Origin of the sequence: Stutzerimonas nitrititolerans (assembly GCF_003696285.1) — a bacterium.
In the GTDB taxonomy this organism is placed as follows: domain Bacteria; phylum Pseudomonadota; class Gammaproteobacteria; order Pseudomonadales; family Pseudomonadaceae; genus Stutzerimonas; species Stutzerimonas nitrititolerans.
Map to the genome: position 1 here is coordinate 1 of NZ_RFFL01000003.1, position 19,106 is coordinate 19,106.

Annotated in this window: 16 protein-coding genes; 10 read left to right on the forward strand and 6 right to left on the reverse strand. The window is 64.8% G+C overall.

The genetic code is table 11. From position 1 onward, the window contains the following. On the reverse strand, nt 1–266 hold a 266-nt coding region (locus EA795_RS21360), incomplete at its 3' end, for a hypothetical protein (protein WP_240644984.1). A 347-nt stretch (nt 267–613) separates the two neighbouring features. On the opposite strand from EA795_RS21360, the gene pqqA reads away from it, so the two are divergent. The 8 genes from pqqA to EA795_RS04055 all read left to right on the forward strand — a co-directional run bounded on the left by pqqA (nt 614) and on the right by EA795_RS04055 (nt 8,874). Continuing rightward, complete coding sequence (gene pqqA, locus EA795_RS04020; RefSeq protein ID WP_115028541.1) at nt 614–685, forward strand: pyrroloquinoline quinone precursor peptide PqqA; 72 nt, start codon at nt 614–616, stop codon at nt 683–685. Between the two features lie 46 nt (nt 686–731). Next, on the forward strand, nt 732–1,643 hold the full coding sequence (gene pqqB, locus EA795_RS04025; protein ID WP_058074871.1) for a pyrroloquinoline quinone biosynthesis protein PqqB: 912 nt from the start codon (nt 732–734) through the stop codon (nt 1,641–1,643). Between the two features lie 85 nt (nt 1,644–1,728). Continuing rightward, nucleotides 1,729–2,481 carry a pyrroloquinoline-quinone synthase PqqC gene (gene pqqC, locus EA795_RS04030; protein ID WP_122075705.1) on the forward strand — a complete coding sequence of 251 codons (753 nt, stop codon included), beginning with the start codon at nt 1,729–1,731 and terminating at the stop codon, nt 2,479–2,481. A 106-nt stretch (nt 2,482–2,587) separates the two neighbouring features. Further along, nucleotides 2,588–2,866 carry a pyrroloquinoline quinone biosynthesis peptide chaperone PqqD gene (pqqD, locus tag EA795_RS04035; protein ID WP_014853085.1) on the forward strand — a complete coding sequence of 93 codons (279 nt, stop codon included), beginning with the start codon at nt 2,588–2,590 and terminating at the stop codon, nt 2,864–2,866. After that, nucleotides 2,838–3,992, forward strand: a complete 1,155-nt coding sequence (pqqE, locus tag EA795_RS04040; RefSeq protein ID WP_058074870.1) for a pyrroloquinoline quinone biosynthesis protein PqqE — start codon at nt 2,838–2,840, stop codon at nt 3,990–3,992. The genes pqqD and pqqE overlap by 29 nt, the downstream gene beginning before the upstream one ends. 39 nt (nt 3,993–4,031) lie before the next feature. After that, a complete protein-coding gene (locus EA795_RS04045; protein WP_122075707.1) occupies nt 4,032–5,912 on the forward strand; it encodes a S9 family peptidase in 1,881 nt (626 codons plus the stop codon). Nucleotides 5,913–6,026: 114 nt separating this feature from the next. Beyond that, nucleotides 6,027–7,190: an alcohol dehydrogenase-like regulatory protein ErcA gene (gene ercA / locus EA795_RS04050; RefSeq protein ID WP_014853082.1), complete on the forward strand. Its 1,164-nt coding sequence runs from the start codon at nt 6,027–6,029 to the stop codon at nt 7,188–7,190. Beyond that, a complete protein-coding gene (locus EA795_RS04055) occupies nt 7,174–8,874 on the forward strand; it encodes a hybrid sensor histidine kinase/response regulator (RefSeq protein ID WP_122075709.1) in 1,701 nt (566 codons plus the stop codon). Before ercA ends, EA795_RS04055 begins: the two co-directional genes overlap by 17 nt. Before the next feature lie 41 nt (nt 8,875–8,915). On the opposite strand, the gene arcC is transcribed toward EA795_RS04055, so the two are convergent. The 5 genes from arcC to EA795_RS04080 all read right to left on the reverse strand — a co-directional run bounded on the left by arcC (nt 8,916) and on the right by EA795_RS04080 (nt 15,772). Beyond that, nucleotides 8,916–9,848 carry a carbamate kinase gene (gene arcC / locus EA795_RS04060; RefSeq protein ID WP_122075711.1) on the reverse strand — a complete coding sequence of 311 codons (933 nt, stop codon included), beginning with the start codon at nt 9,846–9,848 and terminating at the stop codon, nt 8,916–8,918. A 14-nt stretch (nt 9,849–9,862) separates the two neighbouring features. After that, nucleotides 9,863–10,873, reverse strand: coding sequence for an ornithine carbamoyltransferase (locus EA795_RS04065; RefSeq protein ID WP_122075713.1), 1,011 nt, complete (start codon nt 10,871–10,873; stop codon nt 9,863–9,865). A 10-nt stretch (nt 10,874–10,883) separates the two neighbouring features. Then, complete coding sequence (gene arcA / locus EA795_RS04070) at nt 10,884–12,140, reverse strand: arginine deiminase (RefSeq protein ID WP_122075715.1); 1,257 nt, start codon at nt 12,138–12,140, stop codon at nt 10,884–10,886. A 44-nt stretch (nt 12,141–12,184) separates the two neighbouring features. Continuing rightward, nucleotides 12,185–13,612, reverse strand: coding sequence for an arginine-ornithine antiporter (arcD, locus tag EA795_RS04075; protein WP_122075717.1), 1,428 nt, complete (start codon nt 13,610–13,612; stop codon nt 12,185–12,187). Nucleotides 13,613–13,777: 165 nt separating this feature from the next. Beyond that, nucleotides 13,778–15,772: a methyl-accepting chemotaxis protein gene (locus EA795_RS04080; protein ID WP_122075719.1), complete on the reverse strand. Its 1,995-nt coding sequence runs from the start codon at nt 15,770–15,772 to the stop codon at nt 13,778–13,780. A 163-nt stretch (nt 15,773–15,935) separates the two neighbouring features. Here EA795_RS04080 and EA795_RS04085 point away from each other — a divergent pair, with 163 nt between their 5' ends. Both EA795_RS04085 and EA795_RS04090 read left to right on the forward strand, forming a co-directional pair. After that, nucleotides 15,936–18,251, forward strand: coding sequence for a putative bifunctional diguanylate cyclase/phosphodiesterase (locus EA795_RS04085; protein ID WP_122076020.1), 2,316 nt, complete (start codon nt 15,936–15,938; stop codon nt 18,249–18,251). After that, entirely contained in the window at nt 18,242–19,105 is an 864-nt protein-coding gene (locus EA795_RS04090; RefSeq protein ID WP_240644985.1) for a phosphate/phosphite/phosphonate ABC transporter substrate-binding protein, read from the forward strand. The genes EA795_RS04085 and EA795_RS04090 overlap by 10 nt, the downstream gene beginning before the upstream one ends. Nucleotide 19,106 lies beyond the last annotated feature (1 nt).

Consider the following 19,106-nt stretch of genomic DNA (forward strand, 5'->3'; position numbering starts at 1 on the left):
ACCAGCAGACCAAGAACCTGCTGATCAGCTATGACATCAATCCGCTCGGTTTCTTCTGACTGGATGGGCACCGGCGTGCGCTCCCTAGGGTCTGTTCCCGTTTCGTCGCACTCCGCGTTGCTGCGACAAATGGCGCCAGGCAAGGCGCGGGACGCAGGCAATGGTCGCTCCCTTGCCAAGTTCCGCAACGCCGCATGGCGACATTTGCCGCGCAACCCTTCGGGCCGGGCCTGTTTTTGCGCGATGCGGCGTTTCTCGTCGCTCATTTGGAACGACCAAACTTCACTCCTCGCGCCTTGCCTCGCGCAAAAACAGGCTCCGGCGCGGACGCGTACGAAGCGGGAACAGACCCTAGACGCCGGTTACTTTGGCAGGCACCCATGGTGCCGAGCCTCGCCGGGCCGTCATCCCCGTGACGCCCGGGTGGCTCGTTACGCAGCGCGGCTTCTGGCCGCGTTTTTTTTGTTCCAGGCGGGCGGCCCGCGAGGCACCGGGCCACTACCAAGGCAGGTCGAAATCTCGTTCCAAAGTACCATTCTGCTGACTGCGGGCAGGGTGCTTAATGAAGTTGCCGGGCGTTTCCGGCATCACCATAAGAACTGAGGACCGAGCCATGTGGACTAAACCCGAGTACAGCGATCTGCGTATTGGTTTCGAAGTGACGATGTACTTCGCCAATCGTTGACTGTTCCGCCCCGGCTTCGGCCGGGGCCTTGATCGGGGAGGGTTCCATGTTCATCCAGATTCTCGGTTCCGCTGCGGGCGGTGGTTTTCCTCAGTGGAACTGCAACTGCACCAACTGTGCGGGCCTGCGCGCCGGCACCTTGCGCGGCCAGGCGCGTACCCAGTCGTCCATCGCCATCAGCGACAACGGCGTGGACTGGATTCTCTGCAATGCGTCGCCGGACATCCGTGCGCAACTGGAGGCCTTTCCCGCCCTGCAGCCGGCGCGCAAGCCGCGCGATACAGCGATCGGCGCGATCATCCTGCTCGACAGCCAGATCGATCACACCACCGGCCTGCTGACCTTGCGCGAAGGCTGCCCGCATGAAGTCTGGTGCACCGAGATGGTCCACCAGGACCTGACCACGGGCTTTCCATTGTTCAACATGCTCGAGCACTGGAACGGCGGCCTGAAGTGGAACCCCATCGCGCTGGACGGCAGCTTCGTCATCCCGGCCTGTCCGAATCTCGTCATCACGCCGATTCCGCTGCGCAGCTCGGCGCCGCCGTATTCGCCGCACCGCAACGATCCGCATCCGGGCGACAACATCGGCCTGTTCATCGAAGACCGCCGCACCGGCGGCAAGCTGTTCTATGCGCCGGGCCTGGGCCAGGTGAGCGAGGCGCTGCTGGGCACCATGCGCGGCGCCGATTGTCTGCTGGTGGATGGCACGCTCTGGCGCGACGACGAAATGCGCGTGCGTGAGGTCGGCGACAAGCTGGGCAGCGAAATGGGTCATCTGCCCCAGAGCGGCCCGGGCGGCATGATCGAGGTGCTCGACGGCCTGCCGGCAGCGCGCAAGATCCTCATCCATATCAACAACACCAACCCGATACTCGACCAGGACTCGCCCGAACGCGCCATGCTCGACGAGCACGGCATCGAAGTGGCCTTCGATGGCATGAGCATCGAGTTGTAGTGCCAAGCCTTCACAGCCGGTGCGCAGCGCGCACTCTACAGAGCAACCGCCGTCCCGCCTGCGGGGCGCCGCAAAGGAAGCCGCGATGACCCTGCCAGCGATGACCCCAGCCGAATTCGAACAGGCGCTGCGTGCCAAGGGCGACTACTACCATATCCATCACCCTTTCCATCGAGCGATGTACGCCGGGCAGGCTACCCGGGAGCAGATTCAGGGCTGGGTGGCCAACCGGTTCTACTACCAGGTCTGCATACCGCTGAAGGATGCGGCGATCATGGCCAACTGTCCGGATCGCGATGCGCGCCGCGAGTGGGTCCAGCGCATCCTCGACCATGACGGCGCGCCCGGCGAGGAGGGCGGCATCGAGGCCTGGCTGCGACTGGCCGAGGCGGTGGGGCTCGACCGCGAGCAGGTGCTGTCGCAGGAGCTGGTGCTGCCCGGCGTGCGCTTCGCGGTGGACGCCTACGTCAACTTCGCGCGTCGCGCTTCCTGGCAGGAAGCGGCGAGCAGCTCGCTGACCGAACTCTTCGCGCCGACCATCCACCAGTCGCGCCTGGATGCCTGGCCGCAGCATTACCCCTGGATCGAGGCGTCCGGTTACGACTATTTCCGCAAGCGCCTGAAGGAAGCGCGGCGCGATGTCGAGCACGGCTTGCGCATCACCCTCGGGCATTACCGCACGCTCGACGCGCAGGAACGAATGCTGAACATCCTGCAGTTCAAGCTGGACGTGTTGTGGAGCATGCTCGATGCCATGAGCATGGCCTACGAGCTGGACCGCCCGCCGTACCACACCGTCACCCGTGAGCGAATCTGGCACAAAGGTATCGAGCTGTGACGGCGGATATCCCCTCGCCGGAAAACGGCGTAGGGTGGATAAGCATTCCATGTGGGAGAGCGCCACGCGGACTTCCCATTCTTCGACCTTTGGCGAGTGACCCGACATGACCGAGAACATCCTGCCGAAAGTCCCGACCTTGCGCCGCGGCTACCGCTTCCAGTTCGAGCCGGCGCAAGGCTGCCACGTGCTGCTCTATCCGGAGGGCATGATCAAGCTCAACGACAGCGCCGCCGAGATCCTCAAGCGGGTCGATGGCGCGCGCTCGGTGGGCGGCATCGTTGCCGAGCTCCAGGCAAGCTTTCCCGGCGCGGAGGGCATCGAAGAAGACATCCTGGCGTTCGTGGAGGTGGCCGTTGAACGGTTCTGGATCGAGCTTCGTTAAGCCCGGCTACGAGCCCGGTCCGCCGCTGTGGCTGCTCGCCGAGCTGACCTACCGCTGCCCGCTGCAATGCCCGTACTGCTCCAACCCGCTGGATTTCGCTCGCAGCCATGAGGAGCTGAGTACCGCCGAGTGGATCGAGGTGTTCCGCCAGGCGCGGGAGATGGGCGCGGCGCAGCTGGGCTTTTCCGGTGGCGAGCCGCTGGTGCGCCAGGACCTGGCCGAGCTGATCGAGGCGGCCCGCGGGCTGGGTTACTACACCAACCTGATCACCTCGGGCATCGGCCTGACCGAAGAGAAGATCGCCCGCTTCGCCGAAGCCGGGCTGGACCATATCCAGATCAGCTTCCAGGCTGCCGACGAAGAGGTGAACAACCTGCTGGCCGGCTCGAAGAAGGCCTTCGCGCAGAAGCTGGAAATGGCCCGCGCGGTGAAGCGGCATGGCTACCCGATGGTGCTCAACTTCGTCACCCATCGGCACAACATCGACAACATCGAGCGCATCATCGAGCTGTGCCTGGAGCTGGAAGCGGATTTCGTCGAGCTGGCCACCTGCCAGTTCTACGGCTGGGCTGAGCTGAACCGCGCCGGCCTGTTGCCGAGCAAGGCGCAACTGGAGCGGGCCGAACGCATCACCAACCAGTGGCGCGAGCGGCTCGCTGCCGAGAATCATCCCTGCAAGCTGATCTTCGTGACGCCCGACTATTACGAAGAGCGCCCCAAGGCGTGCATGAGCGGCTGGGGCAACCTTTTCCTCGACGTCACTCCCGACGGCACCGCATTGCCGTGCCACAGCGCGCGCCAGCTGCCGGTGGAGTTTCCCAACGTGCGCGAGCACAGCATCGAATACATCTGGCGGCATTCCTTCGGCTTCAACAAGTTTCGCGGCTACGACTGGATGCCCGAACCCTGCCGCAGTTGCGACGAGAAGGAACAGGACTTCGGTGGCTGCCGTTGCCAGGCGTTCATGCTCACCGGCGACGCTGCGAATGCCGACCCGGTGTGCAGCAAGTCGGCGCAGCACGGCGTCATCCTCGCCGCGCGCCAGCAGGCCGAGCAGGATGCGCCGGGCCTCGATCAACTGCGCTACCGCAACGAAAAGGCCTCGAGGCTCATCCTCAAGGTCTGAACCCGGCGCTGGCCGGGCCGCTGAACGATGGATGCAAGCATGAGCAAAACCGCTATCCCCTATGGTTCCTGGCCCAGCGAATGGAGCGCCGAGCGGGCTGCCGCCGCCAGCCGAGACTTCGCCGAGTTGCGGGCCGGTCATGGCGGGCTGTTCTGGATCGAGTACGACCCGGCGGATGCGCGTTGCACGCTCTGGTACTGGCGGGAAGGGCAGGCGAACTGCCTGACGCCGGCCGGCTTCTCGCTGCGCAGCCGCGTCTATGAATACGGCGGTGGCGCCTTCTGCCTGACCGCGCAGGGGGTTGCCTTCGCCAACGAGGCGGATCAGCAGATTTATATCCAGGACCTGTGCCAGCAGGAGCCGGTCGCGCTGAGCCGGAACCTGGAGTGTCGCTACGGCGACCTGCAGTTCGATCGTCGCGGCAATGTCATCGTCGCCCTGGAAGAGCGCCATGGCGAGCCGGGCGTCGAGCACCGTCTGGTGAGCCTCGCCCTCGATGGCGGCGAGCGGCGCGTGCTGGTCGAGGGGGCCGATTTCTATTCCTCGCCCGCGCTCGATCCGGAAGGTGGACGCCTGGCCTGGATCGAATGGAGCCGCCCCGAACAGCCCTGGACTGCAACCCGCTTGTGCTGTGCCGAGCGCACGGTCGACGGGCATTGGGGACATGTTCTCTGCCTGGCCGGTGCCGATGGGCAGGAATCGTTGCAGGAGCCGCGTTTTGCCGAGGACGGGACTCTTTATTGCCTGAGCGATCGCGATGGTGGGTGGCAGCCCTGGCGCGAGCGTGCAGGGCGGTTCGAGCCGTACGAACAGGAAAGTGCTGAGACGCATACGGGGTTCGACTGCGCCCCGGCGCCCTGGCAGCTGGGCACGATCAGCTATCAACCCCTGGCTGGCAGCGGGCTGTTGCTGACGCGGATGCGCGACGGCTTCGGCCTGCTCTTCGAACAGGGCGCCCATGGCCTACGTCAGCTGGCCGCGGACTATTCCCGCTGTCGCCAGCTGGCGGTCGACGAGCGCTCCTTCTATTGCATCGCAGGCTCGGCGGATCGCACCGCCTCGGTGCTGAAGATCGACCGCGACAGTGGCGAAACCAGCGTCCTGGCCGGTGGTGAACAGCCGCTGCCCGACACCCAGCTTTCGCGCCCGCAGAGCCTGTATTTCCCCACGGGGCAGGGCGAGTCCGCCCACGCTTATCTCTACTTGCCGAACAATGCTAAGTACTGCGGTATGCCGGGCGAGCGGCCACCTTTGGTGGTGTTCATTCACGGCGGCCCGACCTCGGCCTGTTATCCGGTGTTCGATCCGCGCATCCAGTTCTGGACCCAGCGCGGCTTTGCCGTGGTCGATGTGAACTACCGTGGCAGCAGCGGTTTCGGGCGTGCCTACCGGCACAGGTTGCGCGAGCAGTGGGGCGTGCTGGATGTGGAGGACGCCTGCCAGGCTGTTCACGCATTGGCGGCTGGCGGGCAGATCGACCCGTCGCGGGTGTTCATCCGGGGCTCCAGTGCAGGCGGTTACACGGCGCTCTGTGCGCTGGTGGCGAGCGACCTGTTTCGCGGCGGCGCCAGCCTGTACGGCGTCAGCGATCCGCTGGCACTGCGCCGCGTCACGCACAAGTTCGAGGCAGACTATCTGGACTGGCTGATCGGCGATCCGCAGAAGAATCCTGAGCGCTACGACGAACGCGCGCCACTGCGCAATGCCGAGCGCATCACGGCGCCGGTGATTTTCTTCCAGGGCGGCCAGGATGCCGTGGTGCTGCCCGAACAGACCGAGTCCATGGTGGCAAAGTTGCGAGCCGGCGGCGTCGAGGTGGCGTATCGGCTCTACCCGCAAGAGCGCCATGGCTTTCGCGATGCGGTGAATCTGGCTGACGCGCTCGAACGCGAATGGCGCTTCTACCAGCGGTTGCTTTGAACGGCACGCACCAGGGAAGGCAAGCGAAGCGGGCCATGCCTTGGGCGCATTGCTTTACCCGACCAATCCAGTAGGCTTGCGCGGTTGTTACAAAAAATAATAAAGGCCACGGTGATGAGCCCGAATATCAGCCTCCAGCGTAAATTCGTTTCCCCTGAAATCATCTTCGGTGCCGGTTGCCGCCACAGTGTCGGCACCTGCGCCAGCAACTTCGGCGCGCGCAAGGTGCTGGTGGTTTCCGACCCCGGTGTGGTGGCCGCTGGCTGGGTAGCCGACGTGCAGGCCAGCCTTGAGCGGCAGAACATCGAGCACCACCTGTTCACCGATGTATCGCCCAACCCGCGTTGCGAAGAGGTGATGCTCGGTGCCGAGGTCTATCGCAACGAAGGTTGCAACGTGATCGTCGCGGTGGGCGGCGGCAGCCCGATGGACTGCGCCAAGGGCATCGGCATCGTGGTCGCCCACGGTCGCCATATCGTCGAGTTCGAAGGGGTGGATACCCTGCGCGTGCCCAGCCCGCCGCTGATCCTGATTCCCACCACGGCCGGCACCTCGGCCGACGTTTCGCAGTTCGTGATCATCTCCAACCAGGACGAGCGCATGAAGTTCTCCATCGTCAGCAAGGCGGCGGTGCCGGACGTTTCGCTGATCGACCCGGAAACCACGGCGAGCATGGACCCCTTCCTGTCGGCCTGTACCGGCATCGACGCGCTGGTACACGCCATCGAGGCGTTCGTCTCCACCGGCAACGGCCCGCTGACCGATCCCCACGCGCTGGAAGCCATGCGGCTGATCAACGGCAATCTGGTGCAGATGATCGCCAACCCGACGGATATCGCCCTGCGTGAGCAGATCATGCTCGGCAGCATGCAGGCCGGGCTGGCGTTCTCCAACGCGATTCTGGGCGCCGTACATGCCATGTCCCACAGCCTAGGCGGCTATCTCGATCTACCTCACGGGCTGTGCAACGCGGTGCTGGTCGAGCACGTGGTGGCGTTCAACTACGACGCCGCGCCGGATCGCTTCAAGATCGTCGCGCAGACGCTGGGCATCGATACGCGCGGCTTGAACCACCGGCAGATCCGTGAGCGCCTGGTGCAGCATCTGATCAGCCTCAAGCAATCGATCGGCTTCAAGGAAAGCCTCGGCCTGCATGGCGTCGACCTGTCGGACATCCCCTTCCTGTCGCAGCATGCGATGCAGGATCCCTGCATCCTCACCAACCCTCGCTCTTCTACCCAGCGCGATGTCGAGGTCGTCTATGCCGAAGCCCTCTGACGATCAGCAGCAGGCCCTGACCCAGCTGCTCGGCTTCGGCAGCCATTCGGCGCGCAAGAGTCATTACCCCGAGTTGCTGAGCCGCCTGGAGGAGCTGGAGGCCGAGCGCAACCGCTACAAGTGGCTGTTCGAGCATGCGGTGCACGGCATCTTCCAGGCCAGCCTGCAGGAGGGCATTCGCGCGGCCAACCCGGCCCTGGCACGCATGCTCGGCTACGACAGTCCGGAGGACGCGCTGTGGGCGCTGACCGATCTGTCGCACCACCTGTTCATCGGCGGTGAAGAAGAGCTGCTGCAGATTCGCCATACCCTGAGCAGCCAGCTGGGCCTGTTCGGCTATGAGACCCGATTGCGGCGCAAGGACGGCAGCTTCATCGACGTCATGATGAACCTGCTGCTCAAACCGGACGAAGACGGCCTGGTGGAAGGCTTCGTCGCCGACATCACCGAACGCAAGCAGGCGCAACAGCGGCTGCTGCAGCTCAACGAGCAACTGGAACAGCGCGTGGCCGAACGCACCTGCGAGCTGCGCGAAGCCCGCGATGCCGCCGAAGCGGCCAACCTCAGCAAGGACAAGTACCTGGCCGCCGCCAGCCACGATCTGCTGCAACCGCTGAATGCGGCGCGGCTATTGATCTCCACCCTGTGCGAACGGGATTTGCCGTGCGCCGAACGCAATCTGGTGCTGCGGGCGCACCAAGCGCTGGAAGGCGCCGAGGACCTGCTTACTGACTTGCTGGATATTTCCAAGCTGGACCAGAGCGCGATCAAGCCGGACATCGACAGCTACGGCCTCGACGAGGTGCTGTTGCCGCTGGTGTCGGAGTTCCAGCCGGTCGCCGAGGCGGCGGGGCTGCAACTCGTGCACTTCATTCCGCGCCATGCGATCCAGACCGATTTCCGCCTGCTGAGCCGCATCCTGCGCAACTTTCTCAGCAATGCCTGCCGTTACACCGAACGTGGTCGGGTATTGCTCGGCGCACGCAAACGCGGTGGTTCGCTGCGCATCGAGGTCTGGGATACCGGCCGTGGCATCGCCCAGGACCAGCTGCAGTCGATCTTCCTCGAATTCAATCAGCTCGGGGTCGAGCGTGCCGCCGAGCGGCGCGGCGTCGGCCTGGGACTGGCCATCGTCGAGCGCATCGCCAAGATGCTCGACTACCGCATCCAGGTCAGGTCGCAACCGGGGCGCGGCTCGGTGTTCAGCATCGAGGTGCCATTGAGCGAATCGATGCCCAGGCGCAATCTGGAGGCGCTGGTCAGCGTGCCGCAACTGGGCGACCCCTTGCCGGGGCGGCGGCTGCTGGTGCTGGATAACGAGCTGAGCATCCTGCACAGCATGGCCGCGCTGCTCGGCCAGTGGGGATGCGAGGTGCTCACGGCGACCGATCGGGCGCAGGCGATCGCCGTGCTGGACGGCCGGGCGCCGGAGCTGATCCTGGCCGATTTCCATCTCGACCAGGGCACCACCGGCTGGGAAGTGGCGCAGGCATTGCGCGAGCGTTTCGGCGAGGCGATTCCGGTGGTGATGATCACCGCCGATCGCAGCGACCAGTGTCGCAAGCAGCTGCAGGGCCTCGGCGTGCCGGTACTGAACAAGCCGGTCAAGGCCGGCAAGATGCGCGCGGTGCTCAGCCAGCTGCTTGCCGGAAGGGCTCCTATCAAGGAGCTCGGGGGCACCTGAAACCGGTTGGGGTGGCCAGAGGTTTTTCCAGCTTGTGGGCATCATCCATAAGAGCGGATGCCCGTCCCGTCGAGGTTGACACGCGTTCCCGCGGCACCGCGGACGATCGCCTCGATATCCGCCAGTGCGCCGATCACCGCATCCTTGCCGGTGTGCCGGACGAATTCGCAGGCCGCCTGGACCTTCGGTCCCATGGAGCCGGCGGCGAAGGATAGCCGTTCCAGCGCGTCGGGATGGGCGTGGGCGATGGCCTTCTGTGCCGGCGTGCCCCAATCCAGGTAAGCGCCGTCGACGTCGGTGGCGATCAGCAACAGGTCGGCCCGCAGCTCTTCGGCCAGCAATGCCGAGCAGAGGTCCTTGTCGATCACCGCCTCGATGCCGCGCAGCTTGCGCTGCTCGTCGTAGACCGTCGGGATGCCGCCCCCGCCGGCGCAGGTCACCACGCAACCACGCTCCAGCAACCACTGGATCGGGCGAATCTCGAAGATCCGCCTGGGCCGCGGGCTTGGCACCACGCGGCGAAAATGCTCGCCATCGGCGGCCATGCTCCAGCCCTTGTCCGCACCCAGTCGTTCGGCTTCCTCACGGCTATATACCGGGCCGATGGGCTTGCTCGGCGCGGCGAAGGCCGGATCGTCGGCATCCACTTCGACCTGGGTCAGCAGGGTGGCGAAGGGCGTTTCGGCAGGCAGCAGGTTGCCCAGTTCCTGCTCAATCATGTAGCCGATCATGCCTTCGGTCTGCGCGCCGAGCACGTCCAGCGGGTAGGCGCCGTCCGGGTCGTAGGCGGCGCCCTGCAAGGCCAGCAGCCCGACCTGCGGGCCGTTGCCGTGGGCGATCACCAACTGGTTGCCGGGCGCCACCAGCGCGATCTGGCGGCAGGCAATCCGCACGTTCTCGCGCTGCCTGTCGGCGGTCAAGGGTTCGCCGCGGCGCAGCAGGGCGTTGCCTCCCAGGGCTATGACGATGCGCATCCTTATCCTCCGTTTCAGATATCGCCGAGGGTCGCCACCAGCACGGCCTTGATGGTGTGCATGCGGTTCTCGGCCTGGTCGAAGGCGATGCATGCCGGCGATTCGAACACCTCCTCGGTGACCTCGATGCCGCCGGCCAGCTGCGGATGATGCTGGACGATCTCCTGGCCGATCCGGGTCTCGGCGTTGTGGAAGGCCGGCAGGCAGTGCATGAATTTCACCCGCGGGTTGCCGCTCGCCTTCATCAGTTGGGCATTGACCTGGTAGGGCAGAAGTTGGCCGATGCGCTCGCCCCAGGTCTCAACCGGCTCGCCCATCGACACCCAGACGTCGGTGTGGATGAAGTCGACGCCCCGCACCGCCTCGCACGGGTCTTCTGTGAGCGTCAACTGTGCGCCGGACTGGTCGGCGAATGCCTGGCAGGCGGCGATGTGCTCCGCGCTTGGCCAGAGCGCTCTGGGCGCGCCGATCCTCACGTCCATGCCGAGCTTGGCGCCGACCAGCAGCAACGAATTACCCATGTTGTTGCGAGCGTCGCCGACGTAGGCGTAGCTGATTTCGTGCAGTGGCTTGTCGCAGTGCTCGCGCATGGTCAGTACGTCGGCGAGCATCTGGGTTGGGTGGTATTCGTCGGTCAGGCCGTTGAACACCGGCACACCGGAAAACTGCGCCAGTTCCTCGACGACGTGCTGGCTGTAGCCGCGGTACTCGATGGCGTCGTACATGCGCCCGAGCACGCGGGCGGTGTCCTTCATGGTTTCCTTGTGACCGATCTGCGAGGAGGTCGGGTCGATATAGGTGACGTTGGCGCCCTGGTCGTAGGCGGCCACCTCGAACGCGCAGCGGGTGCGCGTGGAGGTCTTCTCGAAGATCAGCGCGATGTTCTTGCCCTCCAGGTGCTGGTGTTCGATGCCGCTGTACTTGGCGCGCTTGAGGTCGCGCGACAGGTCGAGCAGATAGCGCAGCTCCCGCTCACTGTGATGGGCGAGGCTGAGCAGGTTGCGGTTGTGCAGGTTGAAGGCCATCGTGGTCGCCTCAGTAGTCGACGGGGTCGCGGACAATCGGGCAGGTCATGCAGTGCCCGCCGCCCCGCCCGCGGCCCAGCTCGCTGGCATCGATGGTGATGACCTCGACACCGGCCTTGCGCAGCTGGGTATTGGTGTGGGTGTTGCGGTCGTAGCCGATCACCACGCCGGGCTCCAGTGCCACCACGTTGTTGCCATCGTCCCACTGCTCGCGCTCGGCCTCGTAGCTGTCGCCGCCGGTATGCACCGTGCGCAACTGCTGTATGCCAAGCGCCTCGGCGACCACCTCGATGAAGCCCTTTTCCTCGCGGCGCAGGTCGATGCCGCCGGGCTTGCCGTCGTCCGGGCGCAGGCTGAAGGAGGTGATGGCCTGCACCGCTTCGGGGTAGATCGTCACCAGGTCGCGGTCGCAGAAGCTGAACACTGTGTCCAGGTGCATCGACGAGCGACCGACCGGCAGGCCGGCGACGATCACCCGCTCGGCCGCGCCCTGCTGGAACAGCGACTGCGCCAGTTGGCCGATGGCCTGGCGCGAGGAGCGTTCGCCCATGCCGATCAGCACCACGCCGTTGCCGATCGGCATGACGTCGCCGCCTTCCAGGGTGGCGAGGCCGTGGTCCAGATCCGGATCGCCGTACCAGACCTTGAAATCGGCGCCGGCGAAGGTCGGGTGGAATTTGTAGATCGCAGCGGCCAGCAGCGTTTCCTGGCGACGCGCGGTCCAGTGCATGGGGTTGAGCGCCACGCCGCCGTAGATCCAGCAGGTGGTGTCACGGGTGAAAATCGTGTTCGGCAGCGGCGCCAGGATGAAGCTGGAGTGGCCGAGATATTCACGGAACATCCGCACGATCTCGCCGCTGTGGGTACCGGGCAGGTCATCGCCGGAGACACCGCCGATGAGGAATTCGGCGAGCCGGCGCGGCTCGAGTTCCTGCAGCCAGGCGCGCACTTCGTTGTGCAGGCCGAGGCCGACGAGGTTGGGCGTCAGCTTGCGATCCAGAATCCAGCCTTTCGCCTCGGCGTCGTGGAGGATGTCGGTGAGCAGGTTGTGCATTTCCAGCACTTCGACGCCGCGCTCGCGCATCTTGGTGACGAAATCGAAGTGGTCGCGCTTGGCCTGGCTGACCCATAGCACGTCGTCGAACAGCAACTCGTCGCAGTTGGACGGGGTGAGCCGCTGGTGGGCCAGTCCCGGCGAGCAGACCAGCACCTTGCGCAGCTTGCCGACCTCGGAATGCACGCCGAGTCGTTGAGTGGAAGTAGGCATCGAAATCTCCTGTCACGGGCCTCCGCGAAGGAGGCCAGGGTGAGTCAAAGGGTCAGGAAGCCGTCATACAGACCATAGGCCGCGATCAGCGCGCCGATGAGCACGGCAACGAAGATGAGCTTTTCCAGCGTGGTGAACACTGGCTGGCCCAGCTCGCGCTTGGCCTTGGCGAAAAACAGCGCGCCGGGGGCATAGAGCAGGGCCGACAGCAGCAGGTACTGGATGCCGCCGGCGTAGAGCAGCCAGGCGGCGTAGAGCAGGGCGACCAGTGCGATCGACAGGTCCTTGCGGCGCTCGTCGGGGTCGCTTTCGTAGGTCTCGCCGCGCCAACTGACCAGCACCGCATAGGCGGCCGACCAGAAGTACGGCACCAGGATCATCGAGGTGGCCAGGTACAGCAGGTTGAGGTAGGTCGCGTCGTTGAACAGGGTGACGATCAGCATCAGCTGGATCAGCCCGTTGGAGAGCCACAACGCATTGCTCGGCACCTGCTTGGCGTTTTCCTTGCGCAGGAAGGTCGGCATGGTGTGGTCGCGCGCGCCGGCGAAGAGGATCTCGGCGCAGAGCAGCGTCCATGCCAGCAGCCCGCCGAGCAGCGAGATGACCAGCCCGACGCTGATCAGCAGCGCCCCCCAGCGTCCGACCACGTGCTCCAGCACGCCGGCCATGGAGGGATTCTTCAGCGCGGCGAGCTCCGGCTGGCTCATGATGCCCATCGACAGCACATTCACCAGCACCAGAAGCAGCAGCACGGCGTAGAAACCGATGACGGTCGCCTTGCCGATGTCGCGGCGATTCTGCGCGCGTGCCGAATAGATGTTGGCGCCCTCGATGCCGATGAACACCCAGACGGTGACCAGCATCATGCCGCGCACCTGGTCCATCACGCTGCCCAGCTCGAGGTTGCCCGAACCCCAGAAGTCGGCGGTGAAGACCTCGACCTTGAAGGCCAGGGCGGTAATCACGATGAACAGCACCAGCGGCACGACCTTGGCGATGGTGGTGATCAGGTTGAGGAACGCGGCCTCCCTGATGCCGTTGAGCACCAGGAAATGGATGCCCCAGAGCAGCAGCGAGGCGCAGACGATGGCCGCCAGGCTGTTGCCTTCGCCGAAGACCGGGAAGAACAGCCCCAGGGTGCTGAACAGCAGGACCATGTAGCTGACGTTGCCGATCCAGGCGCTGATCCAGTAGCCCCAGGCAGAGGAAAAGCCCATGTAGTCGCCGAACCCGGCCTTGGCATAGGCATAGACGCCGGTATCCAGTTCGGGCTTGCGGTTGGCCAGGGTCTGGAACACGAAGGCGAGGGTGAGCATGCCCACCGCGGTGATCGCCCAACCGATCAGTACCGCACCGGCCCCCGCACTGGCCGCCATGTTCTGTGGCAGCGAGAAGATGCCGCCGCCGATCATCGAACCGACCACCAGTGCGACCAGGGCACCGAGGCGGAGCCTTTGCGTTGACTCAGTCATGGCTAGACCCTCCTTTCGGATGTCTGGCCATTAAGCTCCGCCGTTGCAGCCACCGAAATGACTTGGGTCAGTGTTTTTCAACTTGTGCGGGTCGAGGCAAGGGGCGCCAGCGCTTGCCCTACAACCGGTACAACTTTGCCAGCCGACACCTCCGCCGGCCCGTTCTCACTGCAGCTTGAAGCGATTCACCATGCCGATCAGGCGGTCGTTCGAGGCTGACAGCGCATCGGTGCTGCGGCCGACGGTCACGCCGCTCTCCACCAGTTCGTCGACCATGTCGCGAACCGCCACCATGTTCTGATTGATCTCGCCACTCACGGCGCTCTGTTCTTCGGCAGCGGCCGCGATCTGTGCGCTGAGGTCGTGGATGCGATTGGTCGAGTCCGCCATCTGATCCAGGCCGCTATTGACGCGCGTGGTCTTGTCCGCGGTGGCCTGGCAGCTGTCGCGGGTTTTTTCCATCGCCGCCACGGCGGCATCCACGGCGTTTTGCAGCGCCGCCAGCATCTCGTCGATTTGCGAAGTGCTCTGCTGCGTGCGGGCCGCCAGCGCGCGAACTTCGTCGGCCACCACGGCGAATCCGCGGCCCTGCTCACCGGCGCGGGCGGCCTCGATGGCGGCGTTGAGCGCGAGCAGGTTGGTCTGGCCGGCGATCTCGCCGATCACGCCCAGCACATCGTTGATCCGCCGTGCATCTTGCTGCATGGCTTGGACCTGGGCGGTGGCCGTTTCGACCTCGTTGACCAGATCCAGGACGCTGTTCGCGGCTTCCTCGACCGTCCGGCGCGATTGCGCGGCGTGCTCGTTGGCCGCCTGGGTAAAGCTCGCGGTCTCGTTCGCGCTCTGTGCGACGGAGTCGGCGGTGGAGCTCATCTCGGTGATGGCGGTCACCGCCTGGTCGGTCTCGCTGGCGTGGCGCGCCAGGATGGCATTGGTCTGGCTGGACTGGCGCTTGAGCTGATCGAGCTCGGCGGAGATCTGCCGGGACGAGGCGGCCAGGTCCGCGATCATCTCCTGCAGGTAGACGATGAAGTCATTCACCGCCACACCGATGTGGTCCACTTCGTCGTCACCCTTGATCCCGATTCTGCGGGTGAGATCGGCATCGCCGGACGACAGCGACTGGATGTTCGCCGTCAACAGCTGCAGCCGGCGCATCAGGGTGCGCAGGGCAACCACCATCAGCAACAGCAGCAGCGCGACGATGGGCAGTTGCAGCCAGCCCAGGGTGCCGAGCATCGCACTGGTCTTCTCCGTCAGCAGGCGGCTCGGCAGGGCGGTGGCCAGCAGCCAGGGCGTGCCCTCGATGGGCTTGAGGAAGAAGGCGGTCGGCTCGCCGTCCGCCGCTTCGAATTCGCTGAAGACGCGATGCTCGCCGCGATCGAGCGCCGATCCGATCTGGGCGACGAAGGGTGTTCGCGCAGCCAGCTCCGAGACGTTCTTCAGCACGATCTGCTCGTTCAGCGCCGGCAGGTTGCTGAGAATCTTGCCATCGGCCTCGACGATCATGATCTGGCCCTGGATCTCCTTCTCCTTGTTGGCCACCAGCTCGTTGAAGAAGCCCAGCGTGAGGTCGATGGTGGACACGCCATAGGCCTTGCCATCCTTGCGAATCGCCATGGCGCAGTTGGTGCGCGGCTCCGCGCTGGCGTCATCCTTGTAGGCGGCCGCCCAGGCGCAGTGCCCGCTCGGCGCCTGGAGACCGGCCTTGTGCCAGGGCTGCTCGAAGTAATTGAGCGATTCGGCGCTGTTCCAGTGGGTGTTGAGCACCAGCCGGCCCTGGGCGTCGCGGTGATAGAAGGTGCTGTGCTTGGCCTGTCCGGGTGTGCGCATGTTCGGAAGAGGCCAGATGCCGCCGCCGAATACCTTCGGGTCCCCGTACTGGTCGATCAGCCTGGGTAATACGGCATCGATCTGTTCGCTCTGGAGCAGCGCGGCCGTCTGGGTAATGGCGCGCGACTGACTTTCGATCCGCGCCAGGTTGAGCTGGATGGCCTGGGCGATTTCGTCCACCTTTTCCTCGACGAGCCGGATTTCGGTCTCTTCGAGTTGCGGGGCGACGAATTTCTGGATACCCAGCAGCGTCAACGCGATGGCAACGACGGTCAGGGTGGCGAACGTGGTCAGGTAGCGTGCCTGGATGGTTTTCAGAAAGGTCATGGGAGCTTCGGCCAGAGGATGGATCGATCAGTGGCCGCTATCGGCATTGCCGGTGACTACTTGAGGGACCGACGGAATGCCCGGACGAGTGGCTTCGGTCACAGATTCGTCATCGAGTAGTGGCAATCTGATGCTCCCTGCGCTGCCGGATCGGTACTTTCCAGTGATACGCCTGAAGCCCGCCACTTCGCTGGAGTCGATCAAGCTGGTCACGGTAGCGTTGGGCGTCGCCATCGTCGCGTTCATCTGGATCATCCATCACCAGCAGTTCTCGACCGCCAGGAGCGAAGCGCTCGAAGCACGGGCGGCCGAGCACCTGAGCCTGGCGACGGCCATCGCCGAGAGCCTCAGGCACCTCACCGACCGCGCCGAGGCCATGGGCGCCTGGTTCGAGCAACCCTTCGATACGCCTTCGAAGCTGTCACCCCATCTGTCGCGAATGCTGGCGGACGATCCGGTATTCAGCCGCGTCGGCATCTACAGCCTTGCCGGCACGCAACTATTCTCCAGCCACGAAAGCATGCCCGCGGCGCTACCGGATTCCTGGCTGGAGCAGTATCGGGCCAGGGCCGAGCGCTTTGCCTTCAAGCCGTTCCTGCCATCGCTGGCCGCCGGAGTGGGGCGCAGCGACACGCCGAGCTGGCGCTTGCCCTTGCTGCTGCCGCTTTCCGACGCGGGGCAGCGTCAGTTGCGTTACATCATGCTGATCGAGATGGACGTGGGCTATCTGGCGTCGCTGATCCAGCGCATCGAACTCGGGCGTACCGGCCTGGTGCATCTGCTGGACAGCACTGGCCAGGAGCGGCTCAGGGCGGACAGCAGTGGCGTGGTCTTTGGCGGGCAACCGCTGCGGCTGGCTACCGGCGAAGCGTCCGGGCGGCGGATTCACACCCTGGAAGGCGCGGTCTATCTGAGCCTGTACAGCCAGCTCCCCGAGCGGGCGCTCAGCATCGCGATCAGCCAGCAGTACGAGGAAATACTCGAGCCAGTGAGAGCCGTGCAGGTGCCGCAGCGGTGGCTGAGCCTGGCCATGTCGGGAGTGATTTTATGCGTGGTGCTCTGGCTGATTCGCATGCTGGGCCAGCAACAGCGGGTGCTGGTCGCGTTGCAGCAATCCGAGCAGAGCAAGCAGCAACTGATCGCCAGCCTGCAGAACGAGCACGAACGCAGCCGCCGAGCCGCTTCGACGGACCACCTGAGCGGTCTGTACAACCGCCGCGAGTTTCTCCAGCTCGCCAGCGCGATGCTTGCCGAGCAGCGGAGCACGCGTCGCTTGCTGGCGATCCTGTTCATGGACATGGACCGCTTCAAGTCGATCAACGACACCCTGGGCCACAAGACCGGTGATCAGCTGCTCCAGGCAGTCGCCGGGCGGGTTCAACGTCTGCTGGAGCCCGGAGACCTGGCGGCGCGTTTCGGTGGCGATGAATTCGTCGTGCTGCTGGCCGGTGAACGCAGCGAGCAGCAGATCGCCGACTGGACCGCCACGCTGGTCGAGCGTATCTCGGCGCCTTATTCGCTGGAGAGTCGCGAGCTGAATACCAGCCCCAGCATCGGTGTCGCCATCTGTCCGCGCGATGCCGAGGACATCGACAGCCTCATTCGTAACGCCGATGCGGCGATGTACTCGGCCAAGCAGGCCGGCCGCGGCCAGTTCCGCTTCTACGACCCCTCGCTGAACCTGACCAGCATCGAGGAGTTCCAGCTCGAGCAGGCCTTTGGCGACGGCTTGAGGAAGCATCAGTTCGTGCTGCATTACCAGCCGCAGGTCAGGCTGGAGAACATGAAGGTCATCGGTTATGAGGCCCTGGTGCGCTGGCAGCATCCGGAGTTCGGGCTCATCTACCCGGATCGTTTCATCGGGATCGCCGAGCGCAGTGGCTTCATCGTGCCGCTGGGCATGGAGGTGCTGCAGCTCGCCTGCCGGCAACTGGCGCAATGGCGCGCCCAGGGTTCGACGGTGTGCATGGGTATCAACGTTTCGCAGCTGCAGCTGAACCAGCCCGGCTTCAGCGACAAGGTTCTCGAAGTGCTGGAGGAGTGCGGCCTGGAGCCCGGCTGGATCGAGCTGGAGATCACCGAAACGGCGATCGTCGATCGCGAGGGCATCGCCCTTCGGCAACTGGCAATGCTCAAGGCGGCCGGGGTCAGCATCAGCCTGGACGACTTCGGCCGTGGCTATGCCGGCTTTGCCCACCTGCAGGCACTGCCGATCACCAAGCTGAAGCTGGACCGTAGCCTGATCGCACCCTTGAGCAACAGCCACGATGACAGCCCGATCGTCTCGTCCACCATCATCCTCGCCAAGCGCATGGGGTTGCAGGTCGTCGCCGAAGGCGTGGAAACCCGCGGCCAGGTCGTGAGCCTGAAACTGGCCGGCTGCGATATCGCGCAGGGCTACCATTTCAGCCGGCCCGTAGCCGCCGAAGACGTTCCCGAATTCGCATCCGGCCGCGAGGTTTCGGCGCTATGTATCTGATCAGGAAGGCTATCGTCGCTTTGTTCGTGCTGCTGTTCGCGGCGCCACTGCATGCCGAAGGTGATACGGAAAGTCTGCGTATCGCCCTGATCCCCAAGAAAGGCATCGAGGAGCTGATCAGCGAATACCAACCGCTGATTGCCTACCTGAGCGACGAGCTGGGTATGCCGGTAGAGGTGGTGCCGACCCGGTCCTATGAGAGCGTGATCGATGCCATCGTCTCTGGTGGCGTCGACATCGCCTGGCTGGGGCCGGCGTCATACCTGATCGCCAAGCAGCGGGACCCACATATCGAGCCCTTCGCCAGGCTCACGCTGGACGAGGGGTATTTCACGGCTGCGGGGAATCATTATCGGTCAATCCTGCTGGTGCGCCGTGCCAGCGGTATTTCGCGGGTATCACAGCTGAAGGGCGGTCGCGTGGCACTGACCGATCCGGCGAGCACCTCGGGCAGCCTGATACCCAATAGCGAATTCGCCGCCGCTGCCGGAACCCGCCTGGAGCGCTTCTTCGCTGCGCAGGTATATGCCGGCTCCCATGACAACGCACTGGATGCTCTGCTGGAGGGCAGGGTGGACGCCGCATTCGTCGCCAGCGTGCGGGCGGACCAATATCTGCAATCGCAACGCATGGAACGCGATACCTTGCGGGTCCTGTGGCGCTCGGAACCGATCCACTACGATCCCTTTGTATTCTCCGGCGGGCTGAGTCCGACCCTGAAACGACGAGTCAGCGAGCTGATGTTCGCCAACTCGCCGGCACTCGCGGCTTTCTTCGATTCTCAGCAGGCGACCGGGCTTGTTGCGGCTGGGGACGCCGACTACGAGCGGTTAAGGCGCTATATCGCACGCTGAC